Origin of the sequence: Ensifer sp. NM-2, from assembly GCF_003024455.1 — a bacterium.
Taxonomy (GTDB): Bacteria; Pseudomonadota; Alphaproteobacteria; order Rhizobiales; family Rhizobiaceae; genus Ensifer; species Ensifer canadensis.
In genome coordinates, this window is the sequence record NZ_PVZR01000021.1 from 19,619 (window position 1) to 42,659 (window position 23,041).

Annotated in this window: 21 protein-coding genes and 1 pseudogene; 15 read left to right on the forward strand and 7 right to left on the reverse strand. The window is 62.4% G+C overall.

Annotated features, from left to right (window positions below; all coding sequences use genetic code 11):
- Window positions 1-4 precede the first annotated feature (4 nt).
- The 4 genes from C6558_RS30105 to C6558_RS30120 all read right to left on the reverse strand — a co-directional run bounded on the left by C6558_RS30105 (window position 5) and on the right by C6558_RS30120 (window position 4,330).
- The gene (locus C6558_RS30105) at window positions 5-835 is read right to left on the reverse strand and encodes a carbohydrate ABC transporter permease (RefSeq protein WP_025428104.1); all 831 of its coding nucleotides are present in this window, start codon (window positions 833-835) and stop codon (window positions 5-7) included.
- 5 nt (window positions 836-840) lie between these two features.
- Window positions 841-1,713: a carbohydrate ABC transporter permease gene (locus tag C6558_RS30110; RefSeq protein WP_025428105.1), complete on the reverse strand. Its 873-nt coding sequence runs from the start codon at window positions 1,711-1,713 to the stop codon at window positions 841-843.
- A gap of 143 nt (window positions 1,714-1,856) precedes the next feature.
- The gene (locus tag C6558_RS30115) at window positions 1,857-3,167 is read right to left on the reverse strand and encodes a sugar ABC transporter substrate-binding protein (protein ID WP_107028052.1); all 1,311 of its coding nucleotides are present in this window, start codon (window positions 3,165-3,167) and stop codon (window positions 1,857-1,859) included.
- Between the two features lie 209 nt (window positions 3,168-3,376).
- The gene (locus C6558_RS30120; protein ID WP_025428107.1) at window positions 3,377-4,330 is read right to left on the reverse strand and encodes a sugar-binding transcriptional regulator; all 954 of its coding nucleotides are present in this window, start codon (window positions 4,328-4,330) and stop codon (window positions 3,377-3,379) included.
- A 312-nt stretch (window positions 4,331-4,642) separates the two neighbouring features.
- Between C6558_RS30120 and C6558_RS30125 the strand changes: the two genes are divergently transcribed.
- Both C6558_RS30125 and preA read left to right on the forward strand, forming a co-directional pair.
- Window positions 4,643-6,004, forward strand: coding sequence for an NAD(P)-dependent oxidoreductase (locus C6558_RS30125; RefSeq protein WP_057216119.1), 1,362 nt, complete (start codon window positions 4,643-4,645; stop codon window positions 6,002-6,004).
- Between the two features lie 20 nt (window positions 6,005-6,024).
- Window positions 6,025-7,338: an NAD-dependent dihydropyrimidine dehydrogenase subunit PreA gene (gene preA / locus C6558_RS30130; protein WP_025428109.1), complete on the forward strand. Its 1,314-nt coding sequence runs from the start codon at window positions 6,025-6,027 to the stop codon at window positions 7,336-7,338.
- 54 nt (window positions 7,339-7,392) lie between these two features.
- Here the strand turns inward: preA and C6558_RS30135 are convergent, their stop codons facing one another.
- The gene (locus C6558_RS30135) at window positions 7,393-8,415 is read right to left on the reverse strand and encodes an NAD(P)-dependent alcohol dehydrogenase (RefSeq protein WP_025428110.1); all 1,023 of its coding nucleotides are present in this window, start codon (window positions 8,413-8,415) and stop codon (window positions 7,393-7,395) included.
- Between the two features lie 106 nt (window positions 8,416-8,521).
- Here C6558_RS30135 and C6558_RS30140 point away from each other — a divergent pair.
- From C6558_RS30140 to C6558_RS30155, 4 genes and pseudogenes are all read left to right on the forward strand, one after another.
- Window positions 8,522-9,422: pseudogene (locus C6558_RS30140) on the forward strand (LysR family transcriptional regulator).
- A 128-nt stretch (window positions 9,423-9,550) separates the two neighbouring features.
- Window positions 9,551-9,709, forward strand: a complete 159-nt coding sequence (locus C6558_RS41095) for a VOC family protein (protein ID WP_143347943.1) — start codon at window positions 9,551-9,553, stop codon at window positions 9,707-9,709.
- 139 nt (window positions 9,710-9,848) lie between these two features.
- On the forward strand, window positions 9,849-11,525 hold the full coding sequence (locus C6558_RS30150) for an adenylate/guanylate cyclase domain-containing protein (RefSeq protein WP_025428113.1): 1,677 nt from the start codon (window positions 9,849-9,851) through the stop codon (window positions 11,523-11,525).
- Window positions 11,526-11,573: 48 nt separating this feature from the next.
- Complete coding sequence (locus C6558_RS30155; protein ID WP_051509177.1) at window positions 11,574-12,503, forward strand: DMT family transporter; 930 nt, start codon at window positions 11,574-11,576, stop codon at window positions 12,501-12,503.
- A 12-nt stretch (window positions 12,504-12,515) separates the two neighbouring features.
- Here C6558_RS30155 and C6558_RS30160 read toward each other — a convergent pair whose 3' ends face one another.
- Window positions 12,516-13,169: a TetR family transcriptional regulator C-terminal domain-containing protein gene (locus C6558_RS30160; RefSeq protein WP_025428115.1), complete on the reverse strand. Its 654-nt coding sequence runs from the start codon at window positions 13,167-13,169 to the stop codon at window positions 12,516-12,518.
- Window positions 13,170-13,454: 285 nt separating this feature from the next.
- Between C6558_RS30160 and C6558_RS30165 the strand changes: the two genes are divergently transcribed.
- Window positions 13,455-14,705, forward strand: a complete 1,251-nt coding sequence (locus C6558_RS30165; protein ID WP_025428116.1) for a Zn-dependent hydrolase — start codon at window positions 13,455-13,457, stop codon at window positions 14,703-14,705.
- Between the two features lie 82 nt (window positions 14,706-14,787).
- Entirely contained in the window at window positions 14,788-16,242 is a 1,455-nt protein-coding gene (gene hydA / locus C6558_RS30170) for a dihydropyrimidinase (protein WP_025428117.1), read from the forward strand.
- A 98-nt stretch (window positions 16,243-16,340) separates the two neighbouring features.
- On the opposite strand, the gene C6558_RS30175 is transcribed toward hydA, so the two are convergent.
- Entirely contained in the window at window positions 16,341-16,754 is a 414-nt protein-coding gene (locus tag C6558_RS30175; protein ID WP_025428118.1) for a cupin domain-containing protein, read from the reverse strand.
- 121 nt (window positions 16,755-16,875) lie between these two features.
- On the opposite strand from C6558_RS30175, the gene C6558_RS30180 reads away from it, so the two are divergent.
- The 7 genes from C6558_RS30180 (at window position 16,876) to C6558_RS30210 (ending at window position 23,032) form a co-directional block, all read left to right on the forward strand.
- Window positions 16,876-17,667, forward strand: a complete 792-nt coding sequence (locus C6558_RS30180) for an ABC transporter ATP-binding protein (protein ID WP_025428119.1) — start codon at window positions 16,876-16,878, stop codon at window positions 17,665-17,667.
- Between the two features lie 43 nt (window positions 17,668-17,710).
- Window positions 17,711-18,133, forward strand: a complete 423-nt coding sequence (locus C6558_RS30185) for a GNAT family N-acetyltransferase (RefSeq protein WP_225906277.1) — start codon at window positions 17,711-17,713, stop codon at window positions 18,131-18,133.
- On the forward strand, window positions 18,130-18,465 hold the full coding sequence (locus C6558_RS30190; protein ID WP_025428121.1) for a hypothetical protein: 336 nt from the start codon (window positions 18,130-18,132) through the stop codon (window positions 18,463-18,465). Before C6558_RS30185 ends, C6558_RS30190 begins: the two co-directional genes overlap by 4 nt.
- A gap of 2 nt (window positions 18,466-18,467) precedes the next feature.
- A complete protein-coding gene (locus C6558_RS30195; protein WP_025428122.1) occupies window positions 18,468-19,352 on the forward strand; it encodes an ABC transporter permease in 885 nt (294 codons plus the stop codon).
- Window positions 19,349-20,218 (forward strand): ABC transporter permease, encoded by an 870-nt coding sequence (locus tag C6558_RS30200; protein ID WP_057216122.1) that lies wholly within the window; start codon window positions 19,349-19,351, stop codon window positions 20,216-20,218. Before C6558_RS30195 ends, C6558_RS30200 begins: the two co-directional genes overlap by 4 nt.
- Window positions 20,219-20,315: 97 nt before the next feature.
- Window positions 20,316-21,308 carry an ABC transporter substrate-binding protein gene (locus tag C6558_RS30205; protein ID WP_025428124.1) on the forward strand — a complete coding sequence of 331 codons (993 nt, stop codon included), beginning with the start codon at window positions 20,316-20,318 and terminating at the stop codon, window positions 21,306-21,308.
- Between the two features lie 536 nt (window positions 21,309-21,844).
- A complete protein-coding gene (locus C6558_RS30210) occupies window positions 21,845-23,032 on the forward strand; it encodes an efflux RND transporter periplasmic adaptor subunit (RefSeq protein WP_025428125.1) in 1,188 nt (395 codons plus the stop codon).
- The last annotated feature ends 9 nt before the right edge of the window (window positions 23,033-23,041 follow it).

Sequence of the window (23,041 nt, forward strand, 5' to 3'; positions counted from 1 at the left end):
TCCCTTATTTGACCGCGCCGAAGGTGAGGCCGCGCACGAGCTGTTTCTGCGAGAACCAGCCGAGTATGAGGATGGGGGCAATCGCCATGGTCGAGGCCGCCGAGAGCTTGGCGTAGAACAGGCCTTCGGGGCTCGAATAGGAGGCGATGAAGGCCGTGAGCGGCGCCGCCTTCGCGGCGCTGAGGTTCAGCGTCCAGAACGCCTCGTTCCAGGCAAGGATGATGTTGAGGAGCAGCGTCGAGGCGATGCCCGGGATCGCCATCGGCGTCAGCACATAGATGATCTCCTTGGACAGCGATGCTCCGTCCATGCGTGCCGCCTCGAGGATCTCGCCGGGGATTTCCTTGAAGTAGGTGTAGAGCATCCAGATGATGATCGGCAGGTTGATCAGCGTCAGCACGATGACGAGGCCGGTGCGGGTATCGAGCAGGCCGGTGTTGCGGAACAACAGGTACATCGGCACGAGCACACCGACCGACGGCATCATCTTGGTGGAGAGCATCCACATCAGCACGTCCTTGGTGCGCTTGGTCGGCGAGAACGCCATCGCCCAGGCAGACGGGATGGCGATGATCAGGCCGATCAGCGTCGAGCCGAAGGAGATGACGACCGAGTTCATGAAGTGCAGGAAGTAGTTCGATCGGCTCTGGACCTCATGATAGTTCTCCGTCGTCCAGTCGAAGAAGAACAGGGACGGCGGCGAGGCGATCGCCTCTGCCTCGGTCTTGAAGCTCGTCAGGAACGTCCACAGGATCGGGAAGAAGATCAGGATGCCGATCGTCCAGGCGACGACCGTGACGACGATCTTTCTTTGGGTGGAGACAGTGCGTGCCATCGGTATCAAGCCTCCAGCGTCTTGCCGATCATGCGCATCAGGAAGAATGCGACGATGTTGGCGAGGATGACGGCGATGATGCCGCCGGCGGATGCGCCGCCCACGTCGAACTGCAGCAGGGCCTGCGCATAGACGAGGAAGGTGAGGTTCGTGCTCTGCGTGCCCGGACCGCCATTGGTCGTCACCAGGATTTCCGCAAAGACCGAGAGCAGGAAGATCGTCTGGATCAGGATCACCACGGTGATCGCACGAGAAAGATGTGGCAGCACGAGATAGATGAAGCGGCTCCAGGCGCTGGCGCCGTCCATCTGGGCTGCTTCCTTCTGCTCTTCATCGAGCGATTGCAGCGCCGTCAAAAGGATCAGCGTCGCAAAGGGCAGCCATTGCCAGGCGACGATGAGGATCACCGACATCAGGGGTGCATTGGCGAGAAAGTCGAAGGGCTGCAGTCCGAAGAGCTTGGCCAGCCAGGCGAACAGCCCGTTGACCGGGTTCATGAACATGTTCTTCCACACCAGCGCGGCGACGGTCGGCATGATCAGGAACGGCGCGATCACCAGGATGCGCACGATCCCCTGACCGAACATCGGCTGATCGAGAAGAAGCGCCAGCGCAATGCCGCCGACGACGGTGATGAAGAGCACGCCCAGCACGATGGCGAGCGTGTTGAAGATCGCCTGGAAGAAGGCGGGATCGGTGAGGAAGTAGCTGTAGTTCGAAAAGCCCGCGAACTCCTCCATTCCCGGCATCAAGAGATTGTAGCGCAGGAACGAGAAGTAGATTGTCATGGCCAGCGGAACGATCATCCAGGCCAGAAGCAGAAGCACCGAGGGCGCGATCATCAAACGCGCGGCGGAGCGGGTGTGCAAGGTCGCCATGGCGTCCCCCCAAATGACGGAATTCAACGCTGTTTCGAGATCGGGTCGGGCCAGCGCGTTTACCCGCGTGGGCCCCTTGACTGCCTCCAGGAATTACCGGGGCGCCAACCATTTGCGGCCGGCACCCCGGGCCCTTGGGAGCCTTATTTGATGTAGCCGGCCTTGGTCATCTCACGCTCGGTCAGTTGCTGGGCGCTGGCAAGCGCCTGGTCGACGGTCATCTGACCGGCAAGAGCCGCCGCGAACTGCTGCCCGACTGCTGTGCCGAGCCCCTGGAATTCAGGGATCGCCACGAACTGCACGCCGACATAGGGCACCGGCTTGACGGCCGGGTTCTTGGGGTCGGCTGCATTGATCGAGTCGAGCGTCATCTTCGCGAAGGGCGCTGCCTTCTGGTACTCAGGGTTGGCGTAGAGCGATGTGCGCGTGCCCGGAGGAACGTTGGCCCAGCCTTCCTTGTCGGCAACGAGCTTCAGATAGTCCTTGCCGGTTGCCCAAGCGATGAACTTCTCGGCCGCGGCCACCTTCTGCGAACCGGCGGGGATGGCAAGGTTCCAGGCCCAGAGCCAGTTTCCGCGTTTGCCGAGGCCAGTGTCAGGTGCAAGCGCGAAGCCCACCTTGTCGGCAACCGTCGATTCCTTCGGGTTGGTCACGAACGAGGCCGCAACCGTCGCGTCGATCCACATGCCGCATTTGCCGGTCTGGAACAGCGACAGGTTTTCGTTGAAGCCGTTCGAGGATGCACCGGGCGGTCCGGCGTCATTCATCAGCTTGACGTAGAAGTCGAGCGCGTTCTTCCATTCCGGCTGGTCGAACTGCGGCTTCCAGTTCTCGTCGAACCAGCGGGCGCCGAAGGCGTTCGCGGTTGCGGTCAGGAAGGCCATGTTCTCGCCCCAGCCCGCCTTGCCGCGCAGGCAGATGCCGTAGACTTCGTTGCCCTTGTCGGTGATCTTGCGCGCCGCGTCGGCGATGAAGTCCCAGGTCGGCGCGTCGGGCATGGTCAGCCCGGCCTTTTCGAACAGGTCCTTGCGGTACATCACCATCGAGCTTTCGCCGTAGAACGGTGCGGCATAGAGCTTGTCGTCTATGGTCAGGCCCGAGCGGATCGCCGGCAGCAGGTCGTCGACGTCGTAGTCGGCGCCGAGATTGTCGAGCGGCATAAGCCAGCCCTGCTTGGCCCAGATCGGCACTTCGTAGGTGCCGATGGTCATGATGTCGTACTGGCCACCCTTGGTGGCAATATCCGTCGTCACGCGCTGGCGCAGCACGTTTTCCTCGAGTGTCACCCACTCGAGCGTAATGTCCGGATTCTTGGACGTGAATTCCTCCGCCAGCTTCTGCATTCGGATCATGTCGCCGTTGTTCACGGTCGCAATGGTCAGCGTTTCTGCTTGGGCCAGACCTGCCAGAGCGACTGCCGAGCACGTGCTCAGCAGGAAAGTTCTCAAATTCATCGACTTCCTCCCAGAAGAAATTGAGCATTTGCCTTGCTCATGAGCAATTACTCACTTCTTGTGAAAAAATGTCAATCCGCTTTCGTTGCTGCGCTGCAACCAGAGCCGTTATGAATCTGTTTTGATTGCGGATTTTTTATCAGCAGGTGGTGATATGAACGCCAAAGGGCCGGCGCATGGCCGGCCCTTCCCAAGCAGAAACGCTGCGATCAGGCGTTGAGCAGATAGGCGGCGGTCGCCTCATCGGTGATAATGCCGTTGATGATCCGCCCCTTGAGCGCGGCCTTCAGCGCCTCATATTTGCGCCGCCCCTTGGCAAGCCCGATCACCGACGCATTGTCGCGCGATGGCAGAGGAACGGAGGCGACACGGTCGTTGAAACTGCCCGCCAGCAATGCGCCGTCGTGGTCAAACATCCAGCCGCAGATTTCCCCTGCGGCGCCGGACTTCGTCAGCTGCCCCATCTCGTCCTGCGACAGAAATCCGTCCTGGCAAAGCGGCGCCTCGGGGCCGAGTTCGCCGACACCGACAAAGGCGACATTCGCCTCCGCGCCCAGCTTCAACGCCACCTGGACGAGGCTCTGGCTGTGCAGCACCGCGCGCTCCTCCGGCGAGGAGGCGAGAACCGGCAAAGGCATCGGGAAATGCCGCGCCTTGACGGCATCGGCCATGCTAAAGATGACGTTGTAATAGGCGGCCGAGCCGTCGAGCCTGATATTGCCAGTCAAGGACACGATGCGATGCTGCGGACATTCCATCGCCGGCAATTGGTCGATCGCCGCCTTCAAGGTCCGGCCCGTACCGATCGCCAGAACCTGGGGCTCGGTTAATTTGAGCCAGCGCTCGATCTCGGCGGCCCCTGCCTCGGCGATGCCGACCGTGGTCGAACTCGATCCGGGATCGCTCGGAACCACGTCCACATGCTTTAGCTCGTATTTTTCCCGAAGCCGTTCGGCAGCCTCCAGGCATGCGGCAATCGGATGATCGAGCCTGACCTTGATCAGGCGCTCCGCCATGGCAAGCGAAACCAGCCGCTGGGCCGATTGGCGCGAAATGCCCATGACCGTGGCGATCTCGTCCTGGGTACGGCCGGCGACATAGTATAACCAGCCCGCGCGGGCAGCATCATCAAGCCTGTTGTTCGCCTCAGCCCGTCGCGCCATGCCACTTCTCCATTCCCCCGCGATCGCGATGTTTTGGGTCGAATCAACTCAAAACATCGCGATCGCTTCCCCTAAGTTAGAGCGGGATGCGGGCGGAAAACCGCACACACTTTTCCTCATCCCGCTCTGATTTGCTGCCACTATTTGCCCTGCCCTGTCAAACAGCAGTCAAGAACAATGGCTTGGCAGGTCTGCAGCAAATCCCCGGATCGCAAGGCTTTCCCAGCATTTCGATGCCAAACTTTTACCGTTTGATAAAAAAATAAAGCGTGTTACCGTTCCATCATCCTGAGAAAACATTGGGAGCCAAAAATGGGAACGACGCAATCTGGGATCCTCGGCGGCCGCCTGCCGCTCGCGGACTACGAAACCAATTTCTCCGACCTCCATCCAGCCCTCGACAGGCACGAGGCATTGGTCGCCTCCGACCGCTGTTATTTCTGTCATGACGCGCCCTGCATGACGGCCTGTCCCACCTCCATCGATATCCCGCTGTTCATTCGGCAGATATCGACGGGCAACCCCATCGGCTCGGCAAAGACGATCTTCGACCAGAACATCCTGGGCGGCATGTGCGCCCGCGTCTGTCCCACCGAAACGCTCTGCGAGCAGGCCTGCGTGCGCAACACGGCTGAGGAGCGTCCGGTCGAGATCGGCCGCCTCCAGCGCTATGCGACCGATATCGCGATGAAGGAGAACAAGCAGTTCTACACCCGCGCTGCGACCTCCGGCAAAAAGGTTGCCGTCGTCGGCGCCGGGCCAGCGGGGCTTGCCTGCGCCCACCGCCTTGCGGTCAAGGGCCACGAGGTCGTCCTCTACGATGCCCGTGAGAAATCCGGCGGCCTCAACGAATACGGCATCGCCGCCTACAAGTCCGTCGACGATTTCGCCCAGAGCGAGGTCGACTACGTGCTGTCGATCGGCGGCATCGAAGTCCGCCACGGCCAGGCGCTCGGCCGCGATTTTTCGCTTGGCGATTTGACCGAACAATATGACGCCGTCTTCCTCGGTCTCGGCCTTGCCGGCGTCAACGCGCTGCGCCTCGAAGGCGAAACCGCCGAGGGCGTAGACGACGCCGTCGATTTCATCGCCGCCCTTCGCCAGTCGAAGACCAAGGCCGACATTCCGGTCGGTCGCCGGGTCGTGGTTCTCGGTGGCGGCATGACCGCCATCGACGCCGCCGTCCAGGCCAAGCTGCTCGGCGCCGAGGAAGTGACGATCTGTTATCGCCGCGGCAAGGAGCACATGAACGCGTCCGAGTTCGAGCAGGACCTGGCCACCTCCAAGGGCGTCACCATCCGCCACTGGCTGCAGCCCAAGCGCATCGCGCTCAAGGACGACAAGGTCGCCGGGATCGAACTCGAATACACTACGCTCGTCGATGGAAAGCTGACGACGACGGGCGAAACGGGTATCATTGCCGCAGACCAGATCTTCAAGGCGATCGGTCAGTCCTTCGAGGCGTCCGGCCTCGGATCGCTCACGTTCGAAGCCGGCCGCATCGTCACCGATGCCGAAGGCAAGACCTCGCTCGCCAATGTCTGGGCCGGCGGCGACTGCGTGCTGGGTGGCGAGGACCTGACGGTCTCCGCCGTCGCCATGGGCCGCGATGCCGCTGAAGCGATCAACCGGGCTTTCGCCGCGGCCATGCCGCGCGCGAGCGCCGTTGCATAACGGATCGGGAGAACGGAACAATGGCTGATCTTCGCAACAATTTTGTCGGCATCAAATCCCCGAACCCGTTCTGGCTGGCGTCCGCGCCGCCGACGGACAAGGCCTATAACGTCGAGCGTGCCTTCAAGGCAGGCTGGGGCGGCGTCGTCTGGAAGACGCTCGGCGAGGAAGGACCGCCTGTCGTCAACGTCAACGGCCCGCGCTACGGCGCGATCTGGGGCGCCGACCGCCGGTTGTTGGGCTTCAACAACATCGAGCTCATCACCGACCGCGACCTTTATGTGAACCTGCGGGAAATGAAGCAGGTCAAGATGAACTGGCCGGACCGGGCCCTGATCGCATCGATCATGGTGCCCTGCGAGGAAGAGGCCTGGAAGGCGATCCTACCGCTGGTCGAAGAAACCGGCGCCGACGGCATCGAGCTCAATTTCGGCTGTCCGCACGGCATGTCCGAACGCGGCATGGGCGCCGCTGTCGGACAGGTGCCGGAATATATCGAAATGGTCGTTCGCTGGTGCAAGCAGTACACGCGCATGCCCGTCATCACCAAGCTGACGCCCAATATCACCGACGTCCGCAAGCCGGCCCGCGCCGCCAAGGCCGGCGGCACCGACGCAGTGTCGCTGATCAACACGATCAACTCGATCGTCTCCGTCGATCTCGACAACTTCGCCCCGAACCCGACGGTCGGCGGCAAGGGTACCCACGGCGGCTATTGCGGCCCGGCGGTCAAGCCGATCGCGCTCAACATGGTCGCCGAAATCGCCCGCGATCCGGAAACCTACGGCCTGCCGATATCAGGCATCGGTGGCATCACCACCTGGCGCGATGCGGCCGAGTTCCTGGTGCTTGGCGCCGGCAACGTGCAGGTCTGCACCGCGGCAATGACCTACGGCTTCAAGATCGTCCAGGAAATGATCTCCGGCCTGTCCGACTGGATGGATGCCAAGGGTCACCGCAACCTCGACGACATCACCGGTCGCGCCGTGCCGAATGTCACCGACTGGCAGTACCTCAACCTCAACTACATCGCCAAGGCCAAGATCGATCAGGATTCCTGCATCAAATGCGGTCGCTGTCACATCGTCTGCGAGGACACCTCGCACCAGGCGATCACCCAGTTCGTCAACGGCGTGCGCCACTTCGAGGTGATGGACGACGAGTGCGTCGGCTGCAACCTCTGCGTCAGCGTCTGTCCCGTCGAGAACTGCATCACCATGGAAGAACTGCCGGCAGGCGCCATGGACCAACGCACCGGCAAGCCGGTCGATCCGAACTATGCCAACTGGACGACGCATCCGAACAATCCGATGGCCCGCCAGGCAGCGGAATGACCAAAACCGACGCCGCCGGATTCTTGTCCGGCGGCGTCGGGAATTGGTGTTCGATCAGACCGCGACCACCACCTTGCCGAAGGCGCCGCGATCGAGATGCGCCAGTGCCTCGCGGAAATCCGCAAACCGATAGCGCGCATCGACCACAGGCTTCAGACCGGTTTGATCGACAGCCGCGACGAGGTCCTCAAGCGCCCGGCGATGGCCGACGCCGATGCCCTGGATGACAGGCGATTTCAACAGCACCAGCGGCGCCGGCGCCGAGATCTCGGCGCCTTCGAGCACCCCGATGACCGAGATCCGTCCCTGCACCGCCACCGCATGCAGCGACCGGCCGAGATTGGCGCCACCGGCAAGCTCCAGGATATGATCGGCGCCGTGATCGCCGGTGATCTCAAGCACACGCTCCACCCAGTCTTCCGACAGGCGGTCGATGCCATGGTCGGCACCGAGCTCGAGGGCGCGATCGAGCTTGTCCCGGCTTGCCGACGTGACGATGACTTCGGCCCCATGCGCCTTGGCGATCTGCAACCCGAACAGCGCGACACCACCCGTCCCCTGCACGACGACGCGGTCGCCGGCCTTCGGCCGCCCCTTCTCGACCAGCGCGTACCAGGCCGTTACACCGGCGCAGGGCAAGGTGCTTGCCTCGCCATCGTCAAGGCTCTTTGGCGCATGGACGAACCAGTCTTGCGGGAACGTGACATATTCCGAAGCAACGCCCGGATTGAGACCGCCGAGCGCAAACGACGTCGGTTGACGGGCCGTTCCCGGCTTTTGACCGTCGATCCAGCTGGGGTCGAAGACGGAAATGACCCGATCGCCGGCCTGAAAGCGCGTCACGTCGCTGCCGACCGCCTCGACGACGCCGGCCATGTCGGAGCCCGGCACGAAGGGGAAGACGAGCGGCATGCCCATGCCGTTTTCGAGCACCAGCTTGTCGCGAAAGTTGAGCGAAAAGGCGGTCGTGCGAACCAGCACCTCGCCCGGCCCCGCCTGTGGGATCGGCCGCTCCGTGAGCTTCAGGTTCTGAGGGCCGAACGCATCGATGGTCCATTCCTTCATCAGTCTCGCCATGGTCTTTCCTTTCATCGGATTTGATCTGATGGAGAAAGCATAGCGTTGAAATTATCTCTCCAGTTGCGATATGATTTCGTCATATTGGTTCCATGAGGGATACAAGATGAGCTACCTGAACGGCGTTTCGGTGTTCGTGGAGGCGGCCGACGCGGGCGGATTTTCCGCCGCCGCCGAAAGGCTCAACCTGTCGCGTTCAGCCGTCGGCAAGACCGTCGCCAAGCTGGAGCAAAGGCTGGGCGTGCGCCTGTTTCATCGCACCACCCGCACCCAGAGCCTGACCGACGAGGGTCAGCTGTTCTACGAAAACTGCCAGAGGGCGCTCAGCGAAATCAGAGCCGGCGAGGCGCTGCTGGAATCCGGCAAACAGGAGATACAGGGACGGCTGCGCCTGTCGATGCCGGTGCATTTCGGCCGCCAATGCATCATGCCGTTGCTGTCGAAACTGCTGCAGCAACATCCACGGCTGGAGTTCGACCTCAACTTCAGCGATCGCAACGTCGACCTTGTCGAGGAACGGCTTCGATCTCGCCATCCGCACCGGCCCGCAACGGGATGAGCCCGAACTGATGATGCGCAAGATCGCCGACCAGCGCATGACCGTGTGCGCCTCCCCGGCCTATATCGAAGCGAATGGCGCACCGGAGACGATCGAAGACCTGACGGCGCACCAGGCGATCCTCTATCGGCGCAGCGGACAACCTCTCGCCTGGTCCTTTCCAGTGAAGGCCGGCCAGACGCAGACCGTCACGCCGCCGGCGCGTCTGCGGCTCGACGACCTGACGTCGATCGCCGACGCGGCGGCCGACGGCTTCGGCATCGCCTGGCTGCCTTGCTGGCTGGTGGGCAACCGCATCGCTTCCGGCTCGCTCGTGCAGATACTCGCCGATGTGCCCGCTCTGTCCTACGGCACCTATGTCGTCTGGCCGAAAACCCAATATATGCCGCCAAAGCTGCGGCTGCTCATCGATACCCTTGCCGCGCGGCTGCCGCCCATGATGGAATGACGCCAACGGCTATCCCTGTTGCGAGCGGAGGCGTCGGAAGCCAAGCAAGGAGGCAACGCGCCGGCAGCACCGTCTTCGCCCCGTTCAAGCGCGACACCGACTGTTTCGGCCAAAGCCAACAGATGTGGATGCTGAACTTCCGCGTCGACGCCATGACGGAGCAGCTTCGTACTGCGGGCATCGAGGTGACAGCCGACCCGCAAACCTATCCGAACGGCCGCTCCGCCAGGCTCTACGACCCCGAAGGCAACCCGATCGAGCTTTGGCAGCCGAACCCCGCCGAATAGCGCCAGTGGCCAATGACGCGCAAGACACGATAACGAAACAGATTGTGTAGAAAAGGTAAGTTGTCGGCGTATGCGATCTGGATAATAAAGGGGGAAATAACCGAAGCCGGTGTTTCGCCGGCAGAGCTGGGCTCGCTATTTGACGATCATTTCCGCCAATAGACGCAAGCGCATTCACCTCGTTTCCGGGGCAGTGCTTGGTACGTTCATCCTTGCCCATTTTCTCAACCATTCGCTCGGACTGATCTCCATCGATGCCATGGAGTCCGGCCGCAAGGTCTTCAACGTCGCCTGGCACAGCGTGCCCGGCACGGTGCTGCTCTATGGTGCGCTGCTTGCGCATTTCATGATGGCACTCGATAGCCTGTATCGCCGCCAGACGCTGCGCATGCCGATGCGCGAAGCGCTCAAGATCGTCTTCGGCCTCAGCCTGCCCTTCCTGCTGCTGGGCCACGTGACCGCCGCACGGGTCGAACCGCTTTTGACCGGAGTGGAGGCCGATTATCCCGGCATGCTGCGGGCGCTCTGGTCCAGCTGGACCAATGCCACTCGCCAATCTCTCGCCCTTTTGCTCGCCTGGAGCCACGGCTGCCTCGGCGCCTGGTTCTGGATGCGCGGACGGACCTGGTTTCCGCGCTACGAGGTCCTGCTCTACACGATCGCGATCCTCGTGCCGATCTTCGCGCTTCTCGGCTTCTTCAGCGGCGCCCGCTCGGTCGAGCGCGTCTATGCGGAGCATGGCGGCTATGGCGACAGCGCTGAAGCCAAGCCGGCCTTCGATGTCGACCTGCTCGAGAATATCCGGCTCGGTCTCTATCTCGGCTTTGCCGGGCTGATCGTCGGCACGTTTGCCCTGCGCGTCCTGCCCAAGGGTGGGCGCATCCGCGTGCGCTACCCCGATGGCCGTGTCGCCACCGTCAATCTCGGCTTCAGCGTGCTGGAGGCAAGCCGCGCCGCCGGCATCCCGCATGTCTCGGTCTGCGGCGGTCGCGGCCGCTGCTCTACCTGCCGCGTGCGCGTGATTCAGGGTCTCGAAGGCCAGCCGGGGCCGGAAGATGCCGAGCTGACGACGCTGACACGGATCGGCGCACCCGACAATGTCCGCCTTGCCTGCCAGTTCCGTCCAATCCACAACGTCACCGTCGTGCCTATCCTCGATACCGACAGCATCGGCATCAAGAAGCAGCTGGTGCGCCAGGATGGCGAGGGGCGCGAGCGGCGTATCGCCGTGCTCTTCTGCGACCTGCGCGGCTTCACCAGCATCGCCGAGCATAAGCTGCCCTTCGATACGGTCTTCCTCCTCAACCGCTATTTCGAGATGGTCGGCGAGGCGGTGGAGGATTCCGGTGGGGTCATCGACAAGTTCATCGGCGATGGCGCGCTGGCAATCTTCGGCCTGAAGAACTCGTTTACCGAGGCCTGCCAGCAATCGCTTGCAGCCGCGGTGCGCATTTCCAAGGGCATCGATGCTCTCAACCAGACCTTCCAGGGCGAGCTCGACGAGCCGCTGCGGATCGCGATCGGTATGCATGCCGGCCCAGCCATCATCGGCGAGATCGGCTATGGACAGGCGACGTCTCTGACTGCCGTCGGCGATACCATCAATACGGCAAGCCGGCTCGAAGGCCTTGCCAAGGAACACGACGCCCAACTCGCCGTTTCGGCCGAGCTCGTCAATCGCGCCGGTGTGGTGATGGAGGCGCACAAGCGGCTCGACATCAGCCTTCGCGGACGCCAGGCGACCCTCGAAACCTGGATCGTCGAAGATGCCGGCGATATCGCCAAGGCCTTGCAACCCTCACCCGCTCCGGCTTAGGTGTATGGGCGCTCGCTCGAGTCTTCAGCACCGGATCCGGAAGCCAGCATGAAACAGGATGTCTCGCCGAAAACGGCGCACCAGAGCCACGCCAAGGGCGTCGAAAAGCTCAAGGCGCATCTGGCGATGCTGACCTTTTCGGCGCTCATCGCCGGTTCCTTCTCCTTCGGCGGATTGGCGGCACAGCACATGGGCGCCGGCCCGCTGACGCTCTGGCGCTATCTCTTGACCGTCGTGGTGCTTGGCGTGCTCACCTTCGGTTACGCCAGGGTGCCGTTTCGGATCCCCAGGCAGTTGTGGCGCTTCCTCATCCTCGGCGGGCTGATCGCCGTCTACATGCTGACGATGTTCAAGGCGCTGGAATTCACCGACCCGGTGTCGACGGGCGCCGTCTTCACGCTGATGCCGCTCTTGAGCGCGGGCTTTGCCTTTCTACTGCTCAGCCAGCACACCCGTCCCGGCGTGCTCGCAGGCCTGATCATCGCAGCACTTGGCGCCGTCTGGGTGATCTTTCGCGCCAACATCCAGGCAATCCTCGCCTTCGACATCGGCCAGGGCGAGCTGATCTTCTTCGTCGGCGTCATCTGCCACGCGATCTACGTGCCGCTGATCCGCAAGTTCGACCGCAAGGAAAACCCCTTCGCCTTCGGCTTCTGGGTTGCCGCCTGCACCGTGCCGTGGCTGCTTGTACCCGGCGCCGCAGGCCTTGCCAGCACCGACTTTCCAAGCCTGCCGGCCATCGTCTGGATCGCCGTCGCATATTTGGCCGTCGTCACCACCGCGATCACCTTCCTCCTGCTGCAATACGCATCCCTGCGCCTGCCATCGTCGAAAGTGCTCGGCTACGGCTATCTGACGCCCAGCTTCATCATTCTGCTTGAGGGCATTCTCGGTCACGGCTGGGTCAGCCTGCCGGTTCTCGCCGGGGCACTGACGACGGCCTGCGGGCTGGCGTTGATGGCATTGCTGCCGGATTGATCCCAACGGCGCTCAGGCGGCAGGCTGTTCGCTCACCTGCAGCCCGTCGACGAACAGGCGCTCGAGAAACCGCGCCGCATCCTCGAACCGACCCTCGCCGGAATTGCCCTGCCCGAGCACGGCGCGCACCTGCACGTCGAAGTCGGCATAATGCTGCGTCGTCGACCAGATCGCGAAGATCAGGTGGTAGGGGTCGCATTTGGCGATCTTGCCGGCTTTGGTCCAGGCGCGGATGACCTCCGCCTTCTCATCGACAAGCTCCTTCAGCGGCCCCTTGAGTTCGTCTTCGATATGCGGCGCGCCTTGCAGGACCTCATTGGCGAAGAGCCGGCTTTCGCGCGGGAAATCGCGCGCCATCTCCAGCTTCCGCCGGATGTAGCTGCGGATCTCGGTAACCGGGTTTCCCTCGGCGTCGAAGGCACGCAACGGATCAAGCCAGGTATCGAGCACGCGATCGATCAGCGCGCGGTGCATCGCTTCCTTGGTGCGGAAATAATAGAGCAGGTTCGGCTTCGACATGCCGGCCACATCGGCGATCTGATCGACGGTCGCGCCGCGAAAGCCGTTCGCCGAAAACACCTCCAGCGCTGCCTCCAGAATGCGCTCTTCCTTCTCCTCCTGGATGCGTGTACGCCTCTGGGTCTTGGCCGCTCTCGGAAGTACCATTTCGCCCCCTGCAGGTGCCTGCGCGTTCATCCGCACAGGTCGTATCTGCCCAAATTTCGGCGCCGCCATCTTTTCGGGCAACAACTTCGTTTTTTTGTTTTTCCGACTTGAGTGCCGCAACGGAAGTTGTAATGTTTTACCAACCGGTCAAATTATCAGCCAGTTCGCCAGCAAAGGCAACGACTGATCGAAGGGCACCAGAAAAAACCAAGCCTGGATTTGACCAAGGGAACGTGAGGGGCATGCACCACCCAAGGTGCCGCCCAAAAAAATGAGGAGACCGCCGTGGCAGCACCTGGCGAGAACATGCGCGTCAATGCCGACCGCCTGTGGGATACGTTAATGGACATGGCCAAGATCGGCCCGGGCATCGCCGGCGGCAACAACCGCCAGACGCTGACCGACGAGGATGGCGAGGGCCGCAAGCTCTTCCAGTCCTGGTGCGATCAGGCCGGCCTGACCATGGGCGTCGACACCATGGGCAACATGTTTTTCACCCGGCCCGGCACCGACCCGGATGCCCTTCCTGTGTATGTCGGCTCTCATCTCGATACCCAGCCGACCGGCGGCAAGTTCGACGGCGTGCTCGGCGTGCTCTCGGGCCTCGAGGTCGTGCGCTCGATGAACGATCTCGGCATCAAGACCAGGCACCCCATTGTCGTCACCAACTGGACCAACGAGGAAGGCGCGCGCTTTGCGCCGGCGATGCTCGCCTCCGGCGTTTTTGCCGGCGTGCACAGCCAGGAATTTGCCTACGCCCGCAAGGACCCGGAAGGAAAGGCCTTCGGCGACGAACTGAAGCGCATCGGCTGGGTCGGCGACGAAGAGGTCGGCGCCCGCAAGATGCACGCTTATTTCGAATATCACATCGAGCAAGGCCCTATCCTCGAGGCCGAAAACAAGGATATCGGCGTCGTCACCCATTGTCAGGGCCTGTGGTGGCTGGAGTTCACACTGACCGGGCGCGAGGCGCATACCGGCTCGACCCCGATGAACATGCGCGTCAATGCCGGCCTGGCCATGTCGCGGATCATCGAGATGGTTCAGGGCGTGGCGATGGAAAACCAGCCGGGCGCCGTCGGCGGCGTCGGTCAGGTGGTCTTCTCGCCCAACTCGCGCAACGTGCTGCCCGGCAAGGTCGTCTTCACCGTCGATATCCGCTCGCCCGACAAGGCCAAGCTCGACCGCATGCGCGCCAAGATCGAGGCGGAAGCGCCTGAGATCGCCGATGCGCTCGGCGTCGGCTGCTCCGTCGAGGCCATCGGCCACTTCGAACCGGTGACCTTCGATCCGAAACTCGTCACTGCCGTGCGCAACGCCGCCGAAAGGCTCGGCTACAGCCACATGAACCTGATCTCAGGTGCCGGACACGATGCCTGCTGGGCAGCCAAGGTCGCGCCCGCGACCATGGTCATGTGCCCCTGCGTCGGAGGCCTCAGCCACAACGAGGCGGAGGACATCTCAAAGGAGTGGGCCGGCGCCGGCGCCGACGTCCTCTTCCACGCCGTCGTTGAAACGGCCGAAATCGTCGAATGAGTTTGCGGGCGGGACGAAAGTTCCGCCCTTTTTCGTGGCGGCCCAAGGGCCACCGGAAGCACAATCGCGAGGATGAAAATCAATGAGCACTGTCATCAAGGGTGGAACCATCGTCACCGCCGATCTGACCTACAAGGCGGACGTGAAGATTGAAGACGGCAGGATCATCGAGATCGGCCCGGACCTCAAAGGCGACGAAACGCTCGACGCCAGCGGCTGTTTCGTCATGCCCGGCGGCATCGACCCGCACACCCACCTCGAAATGCCCTTCATGGGTACCTACTCTTCCGACGATTTCGAAAGTGGCACCCGGGCAGCACTCGCCGGCGGCACGACCATGGTCGTGGATTTCGCCCTGCCCTCGCCCAACCAGTCGCTGCTCGAAGCGCTGGATATGTGGCACAACAAGTCGACCCGCGCCAACTGCGACTATTCCTTCCACATGGCGATCACCTGGTGGAGCGAGCAGGTCTTCAACGAGATGGAGACCATCGTCAGGGACAAAGGCATCAACACCTTCAAGCACTTCATGGCCTATAAGGGCGCGTTGATGGTCGACGACGACGAGATGTTCTCGTCCTTCCAGCGCTGTGCCGGCCTGGGTGCGCTGCCGCTCGTCCACGCGGAAAACGGCGACGTGGTTGCCCAATTGCAGGCGAAGCTGCTGGCGGAAGGCAACAACGGCCCGGAGGCGCATGCCTATTCGCGGCCGGCCGAAGTCGAGGGCGAGGCAACCAACCGGGCGATCATGATCGCCGACATGGCGGGCAGCCCGGTCTACATCGTCCACACCTCCTGCGAACAGGCGCATGAAGCAATCCGCCGAGCCCGCGCCAAGGGCATGCGCGTCTTCGGCGAACCGCTGATCCAGCACCTGACGCTCGACGAAACCGAATATTTCAACAAGGACTGGGACCACGCCGCCCGCCGCGTGATGTCGCCGCCGTTCCGCAACAAGCTGCACCAGGATAGTCTCTGGGCTGGCCTCGCATCCGGTTCGCTGCAGGTGGTCGCGACCGACCATTGCGCCTTTACCTCAGAGCAGAAGCGCTCCGGCGTCGGCGATTTCACCAAGATCCCCAATGGCACCGGCGGGCTTGAAGATCGCATGCCGATGCTGTGGACCCACGGCGTCAACACCGGCCGCATCACCATGAACGAGTTCGTGGCCGTCACGTCGACGAACATCGCCAAGATCCTCAACATCTACCCGAAGAAGGGCGCTGTTCTCGTCGGCGCCGACGCCGACCTGGTGGTCTGGGATCCGAAGCGGTCGAAGACGATCTCGGCCAAGAACCAGCAGTCGGCGATCGACTACAACGTCTTCGAGGGCAAGGAAGTAAAGGGCCTGCCGCGTTACACGCTGACGCGCGGCGTCGTCGCCATCGAGGAAAACACGGTCAAGACGCGCGAGGGCCATGGCGAATTCGTCCGCCGCGATCCGTTCCCGGCCGTCAGCACCGCGCTCACCACCTGGAAGGAAGTCACCGCCCCCCGCGCCGTCCAGCGCAGCGGCATCCCGGCAACAGGCGTGTGATCCCCGTGCTTCACGGCCTGCACGTCTTCCCACCACTCTGTCCCACCGGACATGTTCCGCCGCACCGGCGGGACGCTTCGGCGCGTTTGCTGGTCGCGTCACCCGGGCACGAGAGCGTCAAGCTCCGGCAAGAGGACGACGCTTTCCTGCCCATTGGGGTCGGTGCGGGCGATCACGGCCGAACAGGGTGCATCGGAGAGGTTTGCCGGCAGGTGCGGCACGCCGGCCGGAATGTAGAACATCTCGCCGGCGCGAACGACGGCATGCTCCTCGAGCCGCTCGCCGAACCAAGTGTGCGCCTCGCCCGACAGCACGTAGATCGCCGTCTCATGGTCCTCGTGCAGATGCGCCTTGGCACGGGCGCCGGGCGGGATTGTCAGGAGGTGCATGCAGATGCCGGTCGCCCCAACGGTTTCCGCCGCGATGCCCTCGAAATAGCTGAGCCCCTGCTTTCCGGCATGTCCGCTGCCGGGGCGAACCACGCGACAGCCAGGATTGGATGATCGAGACATGACTGTTCTCCAGAATTCCCTGAAAAACCAGCAGCAAACGGCTCCGCTTACAAATCCGCGATTGCATGTTGCCGGTCCGGATAGCAGTCTGACACAGCCAAGCCAGAATGAGTATTCGCCGATGACGTCCAATACCGCATCCGTGGTTTCGGCCCGGGACCTCTGTCTGACCTTCGAGACCGCCGACGGCCCGGTGAACGCCCTGACCGGCGTCAATCTGGATGTGACCAAGGGGGATTTCGTTTCCTTCATCGGCCCCTCCGGCTGCGGCAAGACGACGTTCCTGCGCGTCATCGCCGATCTGGAAAAGGCGACCTCCGGTACGATCACCGTCAATGGCATGACGCCCGAGGAAGCGCGGCGGCAACGCGCCTACGGCTATGTCTTTCAGGCGGCCGCCCTCTATCCCTGGCGCACCATCGAGAAGAACATCGCCCTGCCGCTCGAAATCATGGGCTACAACAGGCAGGAGCAGAAGGCGCGCATCGACCGCACGCTGGATCTCGTCAACCTCGCCGGTTTCGGCAAGAAATACCCATGGCAACTGTCGGGCGGCATGCAGCAGCGCGCGTCGATCGCCCGCGCGCTTGCCTTCGACGCCGATCTTCTCCTGATGGACGAGCCCTTCGGCGCGCTTGACGAGATTGTTCGTGATCATCTGAACGAGCAGCTGTTGAAGCTCTGGGCCCGTACCAACAAGACCATCTGTTTCGTCACGCATTCCATTCCCGAAGCGGTCTATCTCTCCACCAGGATCGTGGTGATGAGCCCTCGCCCCGGCCGCGTCACCGACATCATCGAATCGCCCTTGCCGCGAGAGCGCCCGCTCGGCATTCGCGAAACGCCTGAGTTTCTCGAGGTCGCCCATCGCGTGCGCGAGGGCCTGAGAGCGGGGCACAGCTATGAGGAATAGCGGGGCGTCTTCGACCATTTGCCGTCCTGCAACACGGGCCGACATGAGTGCCTGCGCCGACATTCTCAACCGCTGGATCGACGCGACGCCGTGGATGCCGCGGATACACCAGCATGCCGACGTCGAGCGATATTATCTCGAGACGGTCTTTCCCGAGCGGACCGTGATCGTTGCCGAGCGCAACGACCGGGTCGCAGGCTTCATGGCGCTCTCAAGTGATCATTATGTAACGGCGCTTTATGTCGACGACGTCCACCGCGGCGTGGGCGTCGGCAGCAATCTGCTCAAGACCGCGAGGTCGCTGTCCGCAACAGAGTTGAACCTCTGGACCTTCGAGGCAAACGGCAACGCCCAGCGCTTCTACGAACGCCAGGGCTTCTCTGCCGTAAGCCGCACCGATGGCGACAACGAGGAAGGCCTGCCTGACATTCTCTACCATTGGCGTGGAGCGGGGGTACGGCCATGAACCTTGCCTATGTCCTCTGGCTGCTGCTTGCCACGACCATTTTTCTCGGCGGCGCGACGGCTTCGCGCGCCTATGTCTCCAACAGCCATGTCGGCGTGCTGGTTCTGGCCCTCGGGCTCTACATGGTCGGCAACATCATCATGGTGAAGCTGATGCGCGACGGCGGGCTTGGCCTTGCAATCTCGTTGTCAGCCATCGTGCAATTGGTTCTCGTCAACATCATTGCCTTTGCCGTCTTCGGCGAAAAGCTGAGCCTCACCCAGGCGGCCGGCGTCATGCTCGGCATCGCCGCCATGGGCCTGATTTTGCTGCCGGCAAGCGGAAAGGCATGACGATGAGAGAAGAAAGCTTCCTCAGGGACAAGCTCTTGCCAGTCGGCACCGTCGTCGCGCTGTTGATCGTGGTCTGGTACATTGCAGTCGTGTTCCTGAACGCGCCGTTCGAGCGCGACACCGCTGCCCGCGCCGGCACCGAGATCAGTTTCTCGCAGATCGTTCACAACACCATGGCGCAGGAGCGCCCCGTTCTGCCGGCACCGCACCAGGTTATCGCCGAGATCTGGGATACGACCGTCAACAAGCCGATCACCTCGAAACGCAGCCTGGTCTATCACGCCTGGATCACGCTTTCGGCCACTCTGCTCGGTTTCGGCATCGGCGCTGTACTCGGCATTCTCCTGGCCATCGGCATCGTGCACAACCGCGCCATGGACCGGTCGCTGATGCCCTGGGTGATCGCCAGCCAGACGATCCCGATCCTCGCCATCGCGCCGATGATCATCGTCGTCCTCAACGCGATCGGCATCTCCGGGCTTTTGCCGAAGGCGCTGATCTCGACCTATCTCTCGTTCTTCCCCGTGGTCGTCGGTATGGTGAAGGGCCTGCGCAGCCCCGAGGCGATCCAACTCGATCTGATGCACACATACAATGCCTCGCAAGCGCAGGCCTTCTGGAAGCTGCGCTGGCCGTCATCGATGCCCTATCTCTTCACCTCGCTGAAGGTTGCCGTCGCAATTTCGCTCGTCGGCGCCATCGTCGGCGAACTGCCGACAGGTGCCGTAGCCGGCCTCGGCGCGCGCCTGCTCGCCGGTTCCTATTATGGCCAGACGGTGCAGATCTGGTCGGCGCTGTTCATGGCGGCAGCGCTTGCGGCGGTGCTGGTCATGATCGTCGGCTTTGCACACACCGCCGTCCTGAAGCGCATGGGGGCCAAGCCATGAATCTTCCGATCCTGATTGGTGCCGTCGTCTTCTGGCTTGCGGCCTGGGCCTTCAACGAATGGCTGGTGCGCCAGCGGTTTCAAAGCGAAGCCGCCAACCGGGCCGCACATTTCGCCGTACCGCTCCTCTTCGGCATCATCCTGCTGGTGCTCTGGGAAGGCATCGTGCGCGGCTTTTCCGTACCCTCCGTCCTGCTGCCGGCACCGTCGATGATCTGGCAGCGCCTGATCAACTCGCTGCCAACACTGGCGGCAGACTTCCGCCAGACATTCCTGAAGGCGGTGCTAACAGGCTATGCCCTCGGTTGCGGCCTTGGTTTCGTCGTCGCCATCCTCATCGATCGCTCGCCATTCCTGCAAAAGGGGCTGCTGCCGCTCGGCAACTTCGTCTCGGCGCTGCCGGTCATCGGCGTTGCGCCGATCATGGTCATGTGGTTCGGCTTCGACTGGCAGTCCAAGGTCGCCGTCGTCGTCATCATGACGTTCTTCCCGATGCTGGTGAACACCATCGCCGGACTGGCAGCGTCCAGCCACATGGAGCGCGACCTGATGCGCACCTATGCCGCCTCCTGGTGGCAGACGCTCGTCAAGCTGCGCCTGCCGGCCGCCTGGCCGTTCATCTTCAACGCGCTCAAGATCAACTCCACCCTGGCGCTGATCGGCGCCATCGTCGCCGAATTCTTCGGGACACCCATTGTCGGCATGGGGTTCCGGATCTCCACGGAAGTGGGCCGCATGAACGTCGACATGGTCTGGGCCGAAATCGCCGTCGCGGCGGTGGCAGGTTCGGCCTTCTACGGGGTGGTGGCGCTCATCGAGCGCGCCGTCACCTTCTGGCATCCTTCCATTCGCGGAGGGCGCGCCTGAGAACACCGTGGAGCAATTCCAGGAAAAGTGTGAAACGGTTTTCCGTCCCGAATTGCCTACTTCAAACACAATGAAACAAAAACAAGAGGGAACTGACATGAACAAGAGACTTGCATCGCTTCTCGCCGCAGGCGTCTTTTCGCTCGCAGCATTCCATGCCGAAGCCGCCGACAAGGTGACACTGCAGCTGAAATGGGTCACGCAGGCGCAGTTTGCCGGCTACTACGTCGCCAAGGACAAGGGCTTCTACGAAGAAGAAGGGCTCGACGTCGATATCAAGCCCGGCGGCCCGGATATCGCGCCCGCGCAGGTGATTGCCGGCGGAGGCGCCGACGTCGTCGTCGACTGGATGCCGTCAGCCCTTGCCACCCGCGAAAAGGGCGTGCCGCTCGTCAACATCGCTCAGCCGTTCAAGAAGTCGGGCATGATGCTGACCTGCCTCAAGGAGAGCGGCGTCACCAGCCCGGACAAGTTCAAGGGACACACGCTTGGCGTCTGGTTCTTCGGCAACGAGTATCCGTTCCTGTCGTGGATGTCGCATCTGAAGATCCCGACGGACGGCGGCCCGGAAGGCGTGACCGTCCTGAAGCAGGGCTTCAACGTCGATCCGCTGATCCAGAAGCAGGCGGCCTGCATCTCGACCATGACCTACAACGAGTACTGGCAGGTCATCGATGCCGGCATCAAGCCGGACGATCTCGTGACATTCCAGTATGAAGACCAGGGCGTGGCGACACTCGAAGATGGCCTCTACGTGCTCGAAGACAAGCTCAAGGATGCGGCCTTCAAGGAAAAGATGGTCAAGTTCGTGCGCGCCTCGATGAAGGGCTGGAAGTATGCCGAACAGAACCCGGATGAAGCAGCCGACATCGTTCTCGAGAATGACTCAACCGGTGCCCAGACCGAAAAGCACCAGAAGCGCATGATGGGCGAAGTGGCCAAGCTGACCGCCGGTTCGAACGGCGCCCTGGATGAAGCCGACTACAAGCGCACCGTGCAGTCGCTGCTTTCGGGCGGTTCCGATCCGGTCATCTCCAAGGAGCCGGAAGGCGCCTGGACGCACGAGATCACCGACGCCGCGTTGAAGTAGGAAGAAAACAAACCGAATGACAGAAGAGGGTCGCGCGACAGCCATCGCGCGGCCCTCTTCCGTTTGCGTGCAGGCCTTTCATGGCCCGCTAAGGTTGCCTCGAATTTCCGGGCGTGGGGGTGGCAATTCGGGGCCAACGGGCCGTTGATGCGCCTCGATTGTCAAGATCGTGTCGAGATTGCAACCAAGATTGCAGAACGGAAGAAATATTGAGGAACCATCACTTCACCGCACTTGTAAGCAGATGATGTGAAGATTACATAGGCGCGGATGTTTGTTGGAGGCAAGCAACACGGAGGAGTTGATTTTTCCGAATAGTTTGCCTGCGGGAGCCTCTCCCCGTCCTGCCCGCGCTCACGGTCTGATACCGTGCGAGTGGCGCATGAATGAAAATGGCCGTGCGCCTATGCCTTGTTTCGCTTAATCCGCGAAGACAAGCGTCGGCGAAACTGAAAATCGCTTGATTGCATTGGGATCCGGCCTGCGAAGGCACAGTTCCTTTTTATGTCGTTTCCGTTGCCAGGATTGTAAAGCCGATGGCTCAGAAAGTATTACCTGCTCTCAGCGTTTGCGTTGCGATGATGATTGCTCCGTTTTCAAGTGCATTTGCCGAGGAACCAGCCAAGGCGCAGCCCGCGCAGAGCCTGCCGTCGATCGTCGTGACCGAGGCAGTCGATCAGTCGATCAGCGATCGCGTCGTTGCAACCGGGACGATACAGGCGGTTGAGCAGATCTATGTCGCGCCGCTGGTCGAGGGCTTGTCGATCCGCTCGCTCAATGTCGATATCGGCGACAAGGTCGAAGCAGGCAGCGTGCTGGTGGTTCTCAACGACGACGCGCTGCGGCTTGAAAAGAGCCAGCTCGAAGCGGCGCTCGCCAAGGCGGAAGCCGGGCTGGCGCAGCTCACCGCTCAACTTAGCGAAGCAAAGGCCAATTCCGAAGAAGCGACACGCGTCAGCGATCGCAACGCGGAGCTTGCCAAGAACGGCACCGTTTCGACGGCGGAAGCCGATCGCGTCCGCGCTCTTGCCGCGGCCACCCGTGCCCGGGTCCGCTCCGCCGAACAGGCCGCTGCGGTCTCCAAGGCCGATATCAAGGTGGCGCAGTCCCAGATCGACGACATCGATCTTCGCCTCACCCGCACCGAGGTCAAGGCCCCGGTCGCCGGCGTCATTTCCGCCAAGAACGCCAAGATCGGTGCGATCGCCAATGGCAGCGGCGAACCGCTGTTTGCGATGATCCGCGATGGCGCGATCGAGATGAAAGCGGATGTCGCCGAAGCCGACATCATCAAGCTTGCCGTCGGCCAGCCGGCGACGATCACGCTTGCCGGCGGGAACACCAAGGTCGAGGGCGCCATCCGCCTGATCGCCCCGACGGTCGATCCCGTTTCCCGGCTCGGCACCGTGTTCATCAGCCTCAAGGACACCGCCAAGGCACGCTCCGGCATGTATGCCAGCGCCATCATCACCGCCGAAGAGAAAACAGCTGTCGTTCTGCCGCAAACGGCGGTTACCAATGAGAACGGCAAGACCATCGTGCGCAAGGTCGACAACGGTGTGGTCAACATCATCCCGGTGACGACCGGCATCTCCGATGGCAAGTTCGTCGAGGTGGTCGAGGGGTTGAAGGCCGGCGAAGAGGTTGTCGCCAGGGCCGGCGCCTATGTGCGCGACGGCGACCGCATCAACCCCGTCAAACCAGCGCAACCAGCGACCAACTGACAGGAACCG

What these genes read in the sequence shown, in the direction of transcription:
- C6558_RS30105 (WP_025428104.1), bottom strand. Translation starts at nt 835, where the DNA reads ATGGCACGCACTGTCTCCACCCAAAGAAAGATCGTCGTCACGGTCGTC.
- C6558_RS30110 (WP_025428105.1), bottom strand. Translation starts at nt 1,713, where the DNA reads ATGGCGACCTTGCACACCCGCTCCGCCGCGCGTTTGATGATCGCGCCC.
- C6558_RS30115 (WP_107028052.1), bottom strand. Translation starts at nt 3,167, where the DNA reads ATGAATTTGAGAACTTTCCTGCTGAGCACGTGCTCGGCAGTCGCTCTG.
- C6558_RS30120 (WP_025428107.1), bottom strand. Translation starts at nt 4,330, where the DNA reads ATGGCGCGACGGGCTGAGGCGAACAACAGGCTTGATGATGCTGCCCGC.
- C6558_RS30125 (WP_057216119.1), top strand. Translation starts at nt 4,643, where the DNA reads ATGGGAACGACGCAATCTGGGATCCTCGGCGGCCGCCTGCCGCTCGCG.
- preA (WP_025428109.1), top strand. Translation starts at nt 6,025, where the DNA reads ATGGCTGATCTTCGCAACAATTTTGTCGGCATCAAATCCCCGAACCCG.
- C6558_RS30135 (WP_025428110.1), bottom strand. Translation starts at nt 8,415, where the DNA reads ATGGCGAGACTGATGAAGGAATGGACCATCGATGCGTTCGGCCCTCAG.
- C6558_RS41095 (WP_143347943.1), top strand. Translation starts at nt 9,551, where the DNA reads ATGCTGAACTTCCGCGTCGACGCCATGACGGAGCAGCTTCGTACTGCG.
- C6558_RS30155 (WP_051509177.1), top strand. Translation starts at nt 11,574, where the DNA reads ATGAAACAGGATGTCTCGCCGAAAACGGCGCACCAGAGCCACGCCAAG.
- C6558_RS30160 (WP_025428115.1), bottom strand. Translation starts at nt 13,169, where the DNA reads ATGGTACTTCCGAGAGCGGCCAAGACCCAGAGGCGTACACGCATCCAG.
- hydA (WP_025428117.1), top strand. Translation starts at nt 14,788, where the DNA reads ATGAGCACTGTCATCAAGGGTGGAACCATCGTCACCGCCGATCTGACC.
- C6558_RS30175 (WP_025428118.1), bottom strand. Translation starts at nt 16,754, where the DNA reads ATGTCTCGATCATCCAATCCTGGCTGTCGCGTGGTTCGCCCCGGCAGC.
- C6558_RS30180 (WP_025428119.1), top strand. Translation starts at nt 16,876, where the DNA reads ATGACGTCCAATACCGCATCCGTGGTTTCGGCCCGGGACCTCTGTCTG.
- C6558_RS30185 (WP_225906277.1), top strand. Translation starts at nt 17,711, where the DNA reads ATGAGTGCCTGCGCCGACATTCTCAACCGCTGGATCGACGCGACGCCG.
- C6558_RS30190 (WP_025428121.1), top strand. Translation starts at nt 18,130, where the DNA reads ATGAACCTTGCCTATGTCCTCTGGCTGCTGCTTGCCACGACCATTTTT.
- C6558_RS30195 (WP_025428122.1), top strand. Translation starts at nt 18,468, where the DNA reads ATGAGAGAAGAAAGCTTCCTCAGGGACAAGCTCTTGCCAGTCGGCACC.
- C6558_RS30200 (WP_057216122.1), top strand. Translation starts at nt 19,349, where the DNA reads ATGAATCTTCCGATCCTGATTGGTGCCGTCGTCTTCTGGCTTGCGGCC.
- C6558_RS30205 (WP_025428124.1), top strand. Translation starts at nt 20,316, where the DNA reads ATGAACAAGAGACTTGCATCGCTTCTCGCCGCAGGCGTCTTTTCGCTC.
- C6558_RS30210 (WP_025428125.1), top strand. Translation starts at nt 21,845, where the DNA reads ATGGCTCAGAAAGTATTACCTGCTCTCAGCGTTTGCGTTGCGATGATG.